The sequence below is a fragment of the Lelliottia sp. AC1 genome, from assembly GCF_023278595.1.
Classification (GTDB): Bacteria; Pseudomonadota; Gammaproteobacteria; order Enterobacterales; family Enterobacteriaceae; genus Enterobacter; species Enterobacter nimipressuralis.
Window position 1 is genome coordinate 2770492 of the sequence record NZ_CP025699.1, and the last position, 13145, is coordinate 2783636.

The window sequence follows — 13145 nt, forward strand, 5'->3', positions numbered from 1 at the left end:
TTTTTTTCGTCATCGCTCAGGATCAGGCGATATCTTCGTACTGTGGAACCGGGTTGCGGAAGCTTTTGGTCACGCAAGCCAGGTACACCAGGCCGATACCACCCCAGATCAGGCCCAGAATCATTGAGCTTTCTTCCAGGTTAATCCACAGCGCACCCACCGTCATCGCGCCACACATCGGCAGGAACAGGTAGTTGAAGTGGTCTTTCAGCGTTTTGTTGCGCTTCTCACGGATCCAGAACTGAGAGATCACGGAGAGGTTAACAAAGGTAAAGGCCACCAGCGCACCGAAGTTAATCAGCGCCGTTGCGGTTACCAGGTCAAATTTAATCGCCAGCAGCGCGATAGCGCCTACCAGCAGCACGTTCCATGCCGGGGTACGCCATTTCGGATGAATGTAGCCGAAGAAGCGAGTCGGGAACACGCCGTCGCGACCCATCACGTACATCAGACGAGAAACGCCTGCGTGAGCGGCCATGCCGGAGGCCAGTACGGTGACGCTTGAGAAGATCAGCACGCCCCACTGGAAGGTTTTACCCGCCACGTACAGCATGATTTCAGGCTGAGACGCATCCGGATCTTTAAAGCGAGAGATATCCGGGAAGTACAGCTGCAGGAAGTAAGAGGCACCGATAAATACCATGCCGCCCAGCAGCGCAGTCAGCAGAATTGCGCGCGGAATGACACGCTCTGCGTCTTTAGTCTCTTCAGACAGAGAAGAGATGCCGTCAAAGCCGAGGAACGAGAAGCACAAAATTGTCGCGCCAGTAATCATCGGCACCACGTGTGCGCCTTCAGACCAGAACGGACGGGTGCTGGTCAGCGTACCTGCGCCTTCACCGTGTGCCACACCGTAGATGATCATGCCGACGATAACCGCCACGATGCCCATCTGCAGAATAACAATCAGGGTATTGAAGTTGGCCACGGTCTTGATGCTGCGCAGGTTAGAGATGGTCATAAAGGCCACCAGCGCGACAACGAAGATCCACGACGGTACGGAAGGCACCAGCGCTTCAAAGTAAATTTTTGCCAGCAGAATGTTGATCATCGGCATGAACAGGTAGTCCAGCAGAGATGACCAACCCACCATAAAGCCAACAGCCGGGCTAATGGATTTCTGAGCATAGGTGTACGCAGAGCCAGCGGACGGGAAACGGCGGACCAGTTTACCGTAGCTCAACGCAGTAAAGAGAATAGCGACCAGCGCAAAGGCGTACGCCGTTGCAACGTGACCGTCAGTGAGGCCTGAAACGATACCAAACGTATCGAACAGCGTCATCGGCTGCATATAGGCGAGGCCCATCATGACAACCGGAATCAACGTAAGTGTTTTACGTAATTCCACGCGAGAGGTTTTTGGAGTAGCGTTATGCGACATGGTTATTCTCCTTTACGGTGAAAACCGCCACGTAAGCAAAAGATTGCCCCATTTTCTGGATTCCTCAGCGACAACAACTGTCGGATTTTAGTAAGTATCTATCCGGTACGAAGCCCGGCCTCTTTGTTTTTAAATGGCGTTTGTTACATGCAAAAAAAATAACCGACGCCTTTTATATCGTCGGTTAATCTCATTTTTTTGCAGCGGCGCATTTTGCCCCATCTTTGGCATAAAAGGCAATAGATTCAGAACCCCTTCGCGATTTTCTTTTTACTAAGCGGTTGATATTCCGCCCTCAGGTAAAGTGTAAACGGCAGCGATAGCACTATTTGCTAAAATCTCATCCCGCCACCATGCGCTGGCAAGCCCAGCCGTCTGTTCATTCCACCCCACCCACACCGATTCGCTGTTGGTTTGCGCCAGCACTTGCTTCTCAACCAGCGCTCCACTTTCAATGAATCGCTGAGCGAGATAACGCGGTAAATACCCGCAGCCCAGGCCGCTGATTTGCAGCTCCAGCTTGGTTTTAAAGTCGAAAACGGTGATCGCTTCCTGATCGTCGAGCAGTTGCGAAGAGGCGGCGCACTCGGGCAGCGAGCTGTCGCCCACGACGATTGCGCGACAGCCTTTAATGACGCGTCGCGGAATCGGCTCTGGCTCCTGAGCAAGAGGATGATGCGGAGCGACCACGAAAACCTGTTCAAGGGTACCGATACGCGCAAACCCAAAATCGCTCGACTGGGGTGGATCGCGCAGGGCACCGACGATGATATCCGCCCTCCCCTGAGTGAGTGCCTCCCAGGAGCCGCCCAGCACGCCGTTGATAAATTTGAGTCGGGTGACGCTGTGACGCTGATAAAACGCTTCGATCAGCGGAGAGAGTAACGAGAAGGGAAACGTATCATCCACGCCGATGATAAGCTCGTTTTCCCAGCCCTGATGTAACTTGACCGCCTGTTTTTCCAGCTCGCGCACCGTGTGGAGCACCTCGCGCCCCTTCTCAAGAAGCATCTGCCCTGTTCGGGTGAAACGCGCACGGTGACCGCTGCGATCGAGCAGCTGAATATTAAGGTCACTTTCGAGCTTGTGGACGGTGTAGCTTAACGCCGAGGGAGTTTTGAAGAGCTTCGCTGACGCGGCAGCAAAACTCCCCTCTTTTTCGAGTGCATCGAGGATAATGAGAACATCCAGCAGCGGTTTCATGTCGCCCCCAAAACGGTGTGCGATCAAACCCGCTGGCAGGGTTATTCCATTGGCATCACCAGCGGATCGGGATATTGATACTCAAATCCCAGTTCACGACAAATACGATTGCCATCAATCACTTTGCCTTGCCCTTCCCCAGATGCGTCGCGAAATTGCGGCGGCTCAAGCCCAAGCTGTCGGGCCATCACGGGATAAAACTGACTTCGCGCCGGATGAGAGGGCGCACATATATTATAGATGTGACCGCCCTTCGGGGCCTGTAACAGGAGCGTAATTGCGCCGATCACGTCTTCAAGATGAACAAGATTGACGCCATGTTGCCCGTTCGGTGCCGTTTTCCCGGCAAAGAAGCGCCCCGGATGACGTTCTGGCCCGACTAAACCGGCGAGGCGTAAAATGTCCACCTGGGTACCCGGCAAATTGTGCAGCCAGTCTTCCAGCTCTTTCAGCACGCGCCCACTGGCGGTGACGGGCTTGCGCTCGGTACTCTCTTTTACCGTGCCTTCCACATCGCCGTACACCGACGTCGAGCTGGTGAAAATAATGCGCGGAATGTGATGCGCCAGGGCGCTGTCGACAATCTCCTGCACGGCCTGACGGTAAAACTCCTCGCCCGGCCCGCTGCGGCGTGCGGGCAGCGTGATCACCAGCGCATCCACATTCATCAAGCTGTCGAGATCGTCCGTATCGCACACCAGCTCCGGTTCCAGGCGTAACTCGACGCCCTCAATGCCGCACATTCGCGCGGCCTCAACGCCGTCCACCGTGGTTTTGCTGCCGGTCACCTGCCAGCCTCGCGCCGTTAACGACATCGCCAGCGGCATGCCTAACCATCCTAAACCGACAATTGCGACCTTTTTCATGCGTTTTCTCCTGGCTTGCACGCGTCTGACTTAAGGCTACGCCAGCGCTGAGGAACTGACAATTCATAGCATCAATATGAAATGAATTAATGATTAAAAAAAGCCCTTGCTTTACACCGTGAATGTGGTTTAGGTTAAAAGACATCAGATGCATAAGCATTCACAGAGAATTTATATGACACGCGTTCCTTTTAAAAACCACCATCATCACCATCATCCTGACTAGTCTTTCAGGCGATGTGTGCTGGAAGACATTCAGATCTTCCAGTGGTGCGAGAACGCAAGAGAGAGCCCCCGGAAGATCATCTTCCGGGGGCTTTTTTTTGGACCGTATCCAGACAGGGTAATAAGGACAACAGAATGTTAGATAACTCACGTTTACGCATAGCTATTCAAAAATCAGGCCGCCTGAGCGACGATTCACGCGAATTACTCTCCCGCTGCGGGATCAAAATTAACCTGCACACGCAGCGCCTGATTGCCCTCGCTGAAAATATGCCGATCGATATCCTGCGCGTTCGCGATGACGATATTCCGGGCCTGGTGATGGATGGCGTGGTTGACCTTGGCATCATCGGCGAAAACGTGCTGGAAGAAGAGCTGCTGACCCGCCGCGCGCAGGGCGAAGACCCGCGCTATTTCACCCTGCGTCGTCTGGACTTTGGCGGTTGCCGTCTCTCCCTCGCCACCGCAGTGGATGAGGCCTGGGACGGCCCGGCTGGGCTGAACGGCAAGCGCATTGCCACCTCTTATCCTCACCTGCTGAAACGCTATCTCGATCAGAAAGGCGTGCAGTTTAAATCTTGTCTGTTGAACGGTTCCGTCGAAGTGGCCCCACGCGCCGGGCTGGCGGACGCCATTTGTGACCTGGTCTCTACCGGCGCGACCCTCGAAGCAAACGGTCTGCGCGAAGTGGAAGTGATTTACCGCTCGAAAGCCTGCCTGATCCAGCGCGATGGCGACATGCCGGATGCCAAGCAGCAGCTGATTGACCGTCTGCTGACCCGTATTCAGGGTGTGATTCAGGCTCGCGAATCGAAATACATCATGATGCATGCGCCAACCGAACGTCTGGATGAAGTGATTGCTCTGCTGCCAGGCGCGGAACGCCCAACCATTCTGCCGCTGGCGGGCGATCAGCAGCGCGTAGCGATGCATATGGTCAGCAGCGAAACCCTGTTCTGGGAAACCATGGAAAAACTGAAAGCCCTGGGTGCCAGCTCCATTCTGGTGCTGCCGATTGAGAAGATGATGGAATAATTCCGCGAACAGTGCCCGGTCAGCGTTCGCGCATCCGGCAAAAGGAAAGTGATATGAGCTTTAATACAATCATCGACTGGAATACCTGCAGCACTGAACAACAGCGTAAACTGCTGACGCGCCCGGCCATTTCGGCTTCGGACAGCATTACCCGCACCGTGGCGGAAATCCTGGATAACGTGAAAGCCCGCGGCGACGACGCACTGCGTGAATACAGCGCCAGGTTTGACAAAACCGACGTCGGTGCGCTGAAAGTGACGGCGCAAGAAATTGATGACGCCTGCAACCGTCTTGGCGATGACATCAAACAGGCGATGGCCGTGGCGGTCAAAAACATCGACACCTTCCACACCGCGCAGAAACTGCAGGTGGTGGACGTCGAAACCCTGCCCGGCGTGCGCTGCCAGCAGGTGACACGCCCGGTGGCCTCCGTCGGACTCTACATTCCCGGTGGCTCCGCCCCACTGTTTTCCACCGTATTGATGCTCGCCACGCCGGCGCGTATCGCCGGTTGTCAGAAAGTGGTGCTCTGCTCGCCGCCGCCGATTGCCGATGAGATCCTCTACGCGGCAAAACTGTGCGGCGTGCAGGACGTCTTTAAAGCAGGCGGTGCACAGGCCATCTCCGCCCTCGCGTTTGGCACCGAATCCGTGCCGAAAGTCGATAAGATTTTTGGGCCGGGGAATGCCTACGTCACTGAAGCCAAACGCCAGGTCAGCCAGCGTCTGGACGGTGCGGCGATTGACATGCCTGCGGGCCCGTCGGAAGTGCTGGTGATTGCCGACAGCGGCGCGACGCCGGACTTTGTGGCCTCTGACCTGCTCTCTCAGGCCGAACACGGTCCCGATTCCCAGGTGATTTTGCTGACGCCGGACGCCGACATGGCGCAGCGCGTGGGCGAAGCGGTTGAACGCCAACTCGCAGAGCTGCCGCGAGCCGACACGGCACGCCAGGCGCTCTCTGCCAGCCGCCTGATCGTGGCGAATTCGCTCGAGCAGTGCATCGCCATCTCTAACCAGTACGGCCCGGAGCACCTGATTATTCAAACCCGCGACGCCCGTTCTCTGGTCGATGGCATCACCAGCGCCGGTTCCGTGTTCCTCGGTGACTGGTCGCCTGAATCCGCAGGCGATTACGCCTCTGGCACCAACCACGTGCTGCCAACCTACGGCTACACCGCAACCTGTTCAAGCCTGGGGCTGGCTGATTTCCAGAAACGCATGACCGTGCAGGAGTTGTCCCGCGAAGGTTTTGCCGCCCTCGCCTCCACGATTGAAACGCTGGCCGCCGCCGAGCGTCTGACCGCCCACAAAAACGCCGTGACGCTGCGCGTTGCCGCCCTGAAGGAGCAAGCATGAGCATTGAAGAATTAGCCCGCGAAAACGTTCGTCGACTGACACCCTATCAATCTGCTCGTCGCCTGGGGGGGAATGGTGATGTCTGGCTGAACGCCAATGAATTCCCGACGGCAGTCGCGTTCGAGCTTTCCCAGCAGACGCTGAACCGTTATCCGGAGTGCCAGCCAAAGGCGGTGATTGAGAATTACGCCCAGTACGCGGGCGTGAAGCCGGAGCAGGTGCTGGTCAGCCGTGGGGCTGATGAAGGTATCGAACTGCTGATCCGCGCCTTCTGCGAGCCGGGCAAAGACGCGGTGCTCTATTGCCAGCCGACTTACGGCATGTACAGCGTTAGCGCCGAAACGTTTGGCGTAGCGTGTCGCAACGTGCTGGCGCTGGATGACTGGCAGCTTGATCTCCCGACCATCGCCGAGAATCTTGACGGCGTGAAAGTGATTTTCGTCTGCAGCCCGAATAACCCAACCGGCCAACTCATTAATCCGCAGGATATCCGCACCCTGCTTGAGATGACGCGCGGCAAAGCGCTGGTTGTTGCCGATGAGGCCTATATCGAATTTTGTCCTCAGGCGACGCTGGCGGGCTGGCTGGAAGAGTATCCAAATCTGGTGGTGCTGCGTACGCTGTCGAAAGCCTTCGCACTGGCCGGTCTGCGCTGCGGATTTACGCTGGCGAATAAAGAGGTCATCGATCTGCTGATGAAAGTGATCGCCCCTTACCCGCTGTCAACGCCGGTCGCCGATATCGCCGCGCAGGCGCTGGCACCCCAGGGCATCAACGCCATGCGTGAGCGCGTAGCGCAGATTCTGGTGGAGCGTCAGTATCTCGTCTCTGCCCTGAAAACGTTGCCCTGCGTGGAGCAGGTTTTTGACTCGGAAACCAATTACATCCTGGTGCGCTTCACTGCCTCCAGCGCCATATTTAAATCTTTATGGGATCAGGGCATTATCTTACGAGACCAAAACAAACAACCCTCCCTGAGCGGCTGTCTGCGCATTACCGTGGGCACCCGGGAAGAGAGTCAGCGCGTGATTGACGCCCTGAAAGCGGAGAAAGTATGAGCCAGAAGACCCTTTTTATCGATCGCGACGGCACTATTATTGCTGAGCCACCAAGTGATTATCAGGTCGATCGATTCGACAAACTGGCTTTTGAAGCTGACGTGATCCCGGTTCTGCTTAAGCTGCAGAAAGCGGGCTATAAGCTGGTGATGATCACCAACCAGGACGGACTGGGCACCGACAGCTTCCCGCAGGCCGATTTCGATGGCCCGCACAACCTGATGATGCAGATCCTCACCTCGCAGGGTATTACCTTCGACGATGTGCTGATCTGCCCGCACCTGCCAGCGGATAATTGCGACTGCCGCAAACCGAAAGTGAAGCTGGTTGACCGCTATCTTGCTGATGGCGTGCTGGATAAAGCGAACAGCTACGTGATTGGCGATCGCGCAACCGATATCCAGCTTGCCGAGAACATGGGCATTCAGGGGCTGCGTTTTAATCGCAATGAGCTGGACTGGGCGACGATTGGCGAGCAGCTCACCAAGCGTGACCGTTACTCCCACGTCGAGCGCAACACGAAAGAGACGCAGATTGACGTAAAAGTGTGGCTGGACCGCGAAGGCGGCAGCAAAATTCACACCGGCGTTGGTTTCTTCGATCACATGCTGGATCAGATTTCGACCCATGGCGGATTCCGCATGGAGATCAACGTGAAGGGCGATCTGTACATCGACGATCACCACACCGTTGAAGATACCGGCCTTGCATTGGGCGAAGCCCTGAAGCTGGCGCTCGGCGATAAGCGCGGCATTAACCGTTTTGGCTTCGTGCTGCCGATGGACGAATGTCTGGCCCGCTGCGCGCTGGATATCTCCGGCCGTCCGCACCTGGAATATAAAGCCGATTTTACCTATCAGCGCGTCGGCGATCTGAGCACCGAGATGGTTGAGCACTTCTTCCGCTCGCTCTCCTACACCATGGGCGTGACGCTGCACCTGAAAACCAAAGGCAAAAACGATCACCACCGCGTCGAGAGCCTGTTTAAAGTCTTTGGCCGCACGCTGCGCCAGGCGATCCGCGTGGAGGGCGATACGCTGCCTTCATCGAAAGGGGTGTTGTGATGAACGTGGTCATTCTGGATACCGGTTGCGCGAATCTCAACTCGGTGAAATCGGCCATCGCGCGCCACGGCTATGATCCGGTGGTCAGCCGCGATCCGGACGTCGTGCTGCGCGCCGACAAACTCTTTTTACCGGGCGTCGGCACCGCGCAGGCGGCGATGGATCAGATCCACGAGCGTGAGCTGGTCGAGCTGATTAAAGCCTGCACCCAGCCGGTGCTGGGCATTTGCCTGGGGATGCAGATCCTGGGGCGTCGCAGCGAAGAGAGCAATGGCGTGGACCTGCTGGGCATCATCGAAGAAGATGTGCCAAAGATGACCGACTTTGGCCTGCCGCTGCCGCACATGGGCTGGAACCGCGTTTACCCGAAAGCGGGTGACCGGCTGTTTCGCGGTATCGAAGACGGGGCCTATTTCTACTTTGTGCACAGCTACGCCATGCCGCTGAACCCGTACACCATCGCCCAGTGCAATTACGGCGAGCCATTCACGGCAGCGGTCAACAAAGATAATTTCTTTGGCGTGCAGTTCCACCCGGAACGTTCGGGTGCTGCGGGTGCGCAGTTGCTGAAAAACTTCCTGGAGATGTGATGATTATTCCCGCATTAGATTTAATTGACGGCACCGTTGTCCGTCTCCATCAGGGCGATTACGGCCAGCAGCGCGACTACGGTAACGATCCCCTGCCGCGTTTGCAGGATTATGCGGCGCAGGGCGCAGAAGTGTTGCACCTGGTCGATCTCACGGGCGCAAAAGATCCGGCGAAACGTCAGATCGCACTGCTGAAAACCCTGGTCGCGGGCGTTAACGTTCCAGTGCAGGTAGGCGGTGGTGTGCGTTCTGAAGAGGATGTTGCCGCCCTGCTCGAAGCCGGTGTGGCGCGGGTAGTGGTCGGCTCGACGGCAGTCAAAAACCCGGAGCTGGTTAAAGGCTGGTTCCGCCGCTTTGGCCCCGACGCGCTTGTGCTGGCGCTGGATGTGCGCATTGATGAGCAGGGTAACAAGCAGGTAGCGGTCAGCGGCTGGCAGGAAAATTCCGGCGTGACGCTGGAAGAGCTGGTTGAAATTTATCTCCCCGTAGGGCTGAAACATGTCCTTTGCACGGATATCTCCCGCGACGGGACGCTGGCTGGTTCTAACGTCTCGCTGTATCAGGAAGTGTGCGCCCGCTATCCGCAGGTGGCTTTCCAGTCATCGGGCGGTATTGGCGATTTAGCGGATGTCGCCGCTCTGCGCGGCACCGGCGTGCGCGGCGTTATCGTGGGACGCGCTTTACTGGAAGAGAAGTTTACTGTGACGGAGGCGATTCAATGCTGGCAAAACGGATAATCCCGTGTCTGGACGTGCGTGATGGCCAGGTGGTGAAAGGCGTGCAATTCCGCAATCACGAAATCATCGGCGACATCGTCCCCCTCGCAAAACGCTACGCCGATGAAGGCGCAGACGAACTGGTCTTTTACGATATCACCGCCTCCAGCGATGGCCGTGTGGTCGACAAAAGCTGGGTCGAGCGCGTAGCGGAAGTGATCGATATTCCGTTTTGCGTGGCGGGCGGAATTAAATCGGCGGAAGACGCTGCGCAGATCCTCTCCTTCGGCGCAGACAAAATTTCCATCAACTCCCCTGCCCTGGCAGATCCAGAGCTGATTACCCGTCTGGCGGATCGCTTTGGCGTACAGTGTATCGTGGTGGGGATTGATACCTGGTATGACGCGGCAACCGGCAAGTATCACGTAAATCAATATACGGGCGATGAAAACCGCACCCGCGTGACGCAATGGGAAACGCTGGACTGGGTGCAGGAAGTGCAAAAACGCGGCGCAGGTGAAATCGTACTGAACATGATGAACCAGGATGGCGTGCGTAATGGCTATGACCTGGAGCAGCTCAAAAAAGTGCGTGCCGTGTGCCGCGTGCCGATGATTGCCTCTGGTGGTGCTGGAACGATGGAACACTTTCTGGAAGCCTTCCGCGACGCGGATGTCGACGGCGCGCTTGCTGCGTCGGTGTTCCACAAGCAGATTATCAATATTGGCGAGTTAAAAACGTTCCTGATTAACCAGGGCGTGGAGATTAGGGTATGTTAACAGAACAACAACGGGCTCAGCTGGACTGGGAAAAAACGGACGGATTATTGCCGGTGGTTGTGCAGCACGCCGTGTCAGGCGAAGTCCTGATGCTGGGCTATATGAACCAGGATGCGCTGAGCACGACGCTTGAGAGCGGGAAAGTCACCTTTTTCTCGCGCACTAAACAGCGTCTGTGGACCAAAGGCGAATCGTCCGGTCATTTCCTCAATGTGGTGAGCATTACCCCTGACTGCGATAACGACACCCTGCTGGTACTGGCAAATCCTATCGGACCAACCTGCCATCTGGGCACCAGCAGCTGTTTTGGCGATGCCAGCCATCAATGGCTGTTCCTGTATCAGCTCGAACAACTGCTCGCCGCGCGTAAAACCGCCGATCCGGAAAGCTCGTATACGGCAAAACTTTACGCGAGCGGAACCAAGCGTATCGCGCAGAAGGTGGGTGAAGAAGGCGTGGAAACGGCACTGGCCGCAACTGTAAACGATCGCGATGAGCTGACCAACGAGGCCTCAGATTTGATGTATCACCTGCTGGTGTTGCTCCAGGATCAGGAGCTGGATTTAACGGCGGTGATTGAGAATTTGCGAAAACGGCATAAATAAAAAAAGACCGGGGAGACCCGGTCTTTTTTTTTATCTGATTATCAAGCTTTTGGTTTATAGTTGCGCAGCGCGTTGCGCCCTAACACAACGCCAGAACCGATAATGCCGCCCAGCAGAACAGCCAGAATTAAAGCAATAGATTTCCTCGGGCTGTCACGGTAAAGAGGTAGATTGGGTTTCATCACATAGCGATAGGCGTGAATAGTCGAAGGATCAACATTAAGATTCTGAATATCTAACAGATTCTGTTTAGTCTGATAATAGGCTTGAGAAAAGACCAGAGGGCGGGTCGATTCATGCTGAATCATTGAATTCAACGCTTCGCTACCCAACAGGAACATAGTGTCTTGAGTCACATCCTGAGTTTGTTGAATCTGTGGTGCTGTAATTTTGGCCGCTTGAGCAAATTTCAATGCTTCCACAATCTGTTTGATACGCAGGTCTTTTTGTTCCTGAGCCACTTTCTCTTGGTTTTGCAGGGAATCGTTAAGTGTAGCAATTTGCTGTTTAATGTTGTCTTTAAGATCGACTTCCAGTTCTTTCGCCGTTTGCTCATCAACCTGTTGAATATACTGAGATAGTTGTTTCTGTGCAGCTTCAGCGGAAGATCCAACGTACGTGACATTGAGTGGTAGTGTCTGACCTTTCACTGCCGCGTCAATCGTTAACTTCTCAGGATCTTCTTGATTATCAAGAGATTGGGCTAACGCAGCGAATGCCGAGTTGAAACGACCCACTACACGTAACTGAGTATCTAACATTGTTGGCGCAGCAGCACCGTAAAGAATGTTCAGAGCTGTGGTATAGCTGGCAATTTGCGCTGCATCGGGCTGAGTGATAATCGCTGTAGAGGTCCATTTCTCCTTTGCAAAGGTCAAATAAGCGACAGCGAGTACAATAGCGATAGCAACAAATGCAGCAATTATCCACTTCCCACGCCAAAGCTGCATGACTAAATCTATGAAATCAATCTGCTCAGGGTCATTCCGGTGAATGACCTCGTAATTGCTGTTCGGAGACATACAATCCTTAACGGTAAAATTAGCGCAAAAAAATATCTAGCTAGTCTATCGTGAACTGATAATTTTTCTATAAGAATCCGATGAGAATCTGCCGACTGGTGAAGTTTTGCTTACTCCACGCTTAGAGGTATGATGTGCGTCATAGGTTTTACGCTTAACAGATAGCAGTTTTTGATTCTAAAGAGGATGGATATGAAATTTCTGGTCACTGGTGCAGCGGGTTTTATCGGCTCACACGTCAGTAAGCGTCTTTTGGACGCCGGGCATCAGGTTGTCGGTATCGACAATCTCAACGACTACTACGATGTCAACCTGAAGCAGGCGCGCCTGGATCTGCTGACATCCGGGAATTTCAGCTTTCACAAACTCGATCTGGCCGACCGTGAAGGCATGGCAGCCCTGTTTGCCAACGAGAAGTTTGACCGCGTCATCCATCTTGCCGCTCAGGCAGGCGTGCGTTACTCGCTGGAAAACCCGCATGCGTATGCTGATGCCAACCTTACCGGACATCTGAACGTACTGGAAGGTTGTCGCCATAATAAGGTTCAGCACCTGCTGTACGCCTCCTCGAGTTCGGTTTATGGCCTTAACCGTAAAATGCCCTTCTCGACCGATGATTCGGTAGACCATCCGGTATCACTTTACGCTGCGACCAAAAAAGCCAACGAGCTGATGTCGCATACCTATTCGCATCTCTATAACTTGCCTACCACCGGCCTGCGCTTCTTTACGGTGTACGGCCCGTGGGGCCGTCCGGATATGGCGCTGTTTAAGTTCACCAAAGCGATGCTCGAAGGCAAAAGCATTGATGTGTACAACTACGGCAAGATGAAGCGTGATTTCACCTACATTGACGACATTGCCGAAGCCATTATTCGTCTGCAGGATGTTATTCCACAGGCGGATGAAAACTGGACCGTTGAAGCAGGCACGCCAGCAACCAGCTCCGCTCCCTATCGCGTCTACAACATCGGTAATAGCTCGCCTGTTGAACTGATGGATTACATTACAGCGCTGGAAGAAGCGTTAGGCATTGAAGCAGATAAGAATATGATGCCGATTCAGCCGGGTGATGTACTGGAGACCAGCGCGGATACCAAAGCGCTGTACGAGGTGATTGGCTTTAAACCTCAGACCTCTGTGAAAGAAGGCGTGAAGAATTTCGTCGACTGGTACCGTAATTTCTACAAGGCCTAAAAACGACAATGCCCGGCAATGCCGGGCATTTTCTTGATGCGTTTAG

The 13145-nt window shown here is 54.8% G+C and carries 15 protein-coding genes and 1 other annotated feature; of the genes, 10 read left to right on the forward strand and 5 right to left on the reverse strand.

Annotated elements, in window-relative coordinates; genetic code table 11:
- Window positions 1-22: 22 nt before the first annotated feature.
- From C0560_RS13235 to C0560_RS13245, 4 genes are all read right to left on the reverse strand, one after another.
- The gene (locus C0560_RS13235; RefSeq protein WP_181826542.1) at window positions 23-1381 is read right to left on the reverse strand and encodes an APC family permease; all 1359 of its coding nucleotides are present in this window, start codon (window positions 1379-1381) and stop codon (window positions 23-25) included.
- Window positions 1371-1433, reverse strand: a complete 63-nt coding sequence (yoeI, locus tag C0560_RS21045; RefSeq protein WP_100780850.1) for a membrane protein YoeI — start codon at window positions 1431-1433, stop codon at window positions 1371-1373. The genes C0560_RS13235 and yoeI overlap by 11 nt, the downstream gene beginning before the upstream one ends.
- A 221-nt stretch (window positions 1434-1654) precedes the next feature.
- Window positions 1655-2584, reverse strand: a complete 930-nt coding sequence (locus C0560_RS13240; RefSeq protein ID WP_248858703.1) for a LysR substrate-binding domain-containing protein — start codon at window positions 2582-2584, stop codon at window positions 1655-1657.
- 41 nt (window positions 2585-2625) lie between these two features.
- Entirely contained in the window at window positions 2626-3450 is an 825-nt protein-coding gene (locus C0560_RS13245; RefSeq protein WP_107703296.1) for an SDR family oxidoreductase, read from the reverse strand.
- Window positions 3451-3625: 175 nt separating this feature from the next.
- Between C0560_RS13245 and hisL the strand changes: the two genes are divergently transcribed.
- The 9 genes from hisL to hisIE all read left to right on the forward strand — a co-directional run bounded on the left by hisL (window position 3626) and on the right by hisIE (window position 10880).
- Complete coding sequence (gene hisL, locus C0560_RS13250; RefSeq protein WP_099516347.1) at window positions 3626-3676, forward strand: his operon leader peptide; 51 nt, start codon at window positions 3626-3628, stop codon at window positions 3674-3676.
- Window positions 3652-3775, forward strand: a sequence feature (His leader region). (Overlaps the previous gene by 25 nt.)
- Window positions 3776-3810: 35 nt before the next feature.
- Window positions 3811-4710, forward strand: coding sequence for an ATP phosphoribosyltransferase (gene hisG, locus C0560_RS13255; protein ID WP_100779649.1), 900 nt, complete (start codon window positions 3811-3813; stop codon window positions 4708-4710).
- Window positions 4711-4763: 53 nt separating this feature from the next.
- Window positions 4764-6068: a histidinol dehydrogenase gene (gene hisD / locus C0560_RS13260; protein ID WP_248858704.1), complete on the forward strand. Its 1305-nt coding sequence runs from the start codon at window positions 4764-4766 to the stop codon at window positions 6066-6068.
- The gene (gene hisC / locus C0560_RS13265) at window positions 6065-7126 is read left to right on the forward strand and encodes a histidinol-phosphate transaminase (RefSeq protein ID WP_102104063.1); all 1062 of its coding nucleotides are present in this window, start codon (window positions 6065-6067) and stop codon (window positions 7124-7126) included. Before hisD ends, hisC begins: the two co-directional genes overlap by 4 nt.
- Complete coding sequence (gene hisB / locus C0560_RS13270; protein ID WP_248858705.1) at window positions 7123-8190, forward strand: bifunctional histidinol-phosphatase/imidazoleglycerol-phosphate dehydratase HisB; 1068 nt, start codon at window positions 7123-7125, stop codon at window positions 8188-8190. Before hisC ends, hisB begins: the two co-directional genes overlap by 4 nt.
- Window positions 8190-8780: an imidazole glycerol phosphate synthase subunit HisH gene (gene hisH, locus C0560_RS13275; protein WP_107703291.1), complete on the forward strand. Its 591-nt coding sequence runs from the start codon at window positions 8190-8192 to the stop codon at window positions 8778-8780. The genes hisB and hisH overlap by 1 nt, the downstream gene beginning before the upstream one ends.
- Entirely contained in the window at window positions 8780-9517 is a 738-nt protein-coding gene (gene hisA, locus C0560_RS13280) for a 1-(5-phosphoribosyl)-5-[(5-phosphoribosylamino)methylideneamino]imidazole-4-carboxamide isomerase (RefSeq protein WP_248858706.1), read from the forward strand. The genes hisH and hisA overlap by 1 nt, the downstream gene beginning before the upstream one ends.
- Window positions 9499-10275, forward strand: coding sequence for an imidazole glycerol phosphate synthase subunit HisF (gene hisF, locus C0560_RS13285; protein ID WP_100779643.1), 777 nt, complete (start codon window positions 9499-9501; stop codon window positions 10273-10275). The genes hisA and hisF overlap by 19 nt, the downstream gene beginning before the upstream one ends.
- Window positions 10269-10880 carry a bifunctional phosphoribosyl-AMP cyclohydrolase/phosphoribosyl-ATP diphosphatase HisIE gene (gene hisIE / locus C0560_RS13290; protein ID WP_129035961.1) on the forward strand — a complete coding sequence of 204 codons (612 nt, stop codon included), beginning with the start codon at window positions 10269-10271 and terminating at the stop codon, window positions 10878-10880. Before hisF ends, hisIE begins: the two co-directional genes overlap by 7 nt.
- Before the next feature lie 41 nt (window positions 10881-10921).
- On the opposite strand, the gene wzzB is transcribed toward hisIE, so the two are convergent.
- Window positions 10922-11902: an LPS O-antigen chain length determinant protein WzzB gene (gene wzzB, locus C0560_RS13295; protein WP_123427465.1), complete on the reverse strand. Its 981-nt coding sequence runs from the start codon at window positions 11900-11902 to the stop codon at window positions 10922-10924.
- Window positions 11903-12094: 192 nt separating this feature from the next.
- Between wzzB and C0560_RS13300 the strand changes: the two genes are divergently transcribed.
- Window positions 12095-13099 carry an NAD-dependent epimerase gene (locus C0560_RS13300; RefSeq protein WP_248858707.1) on the forward strand — a complete coding sequence of 335 codons (1005 nt, stop codon included), beginning with the start codon at window positions 12095-12097 and terminating at the stop codon, window positions 13097-13099.
- Window positions 13100-13145 lie beyond the last annotated feature (46 nt).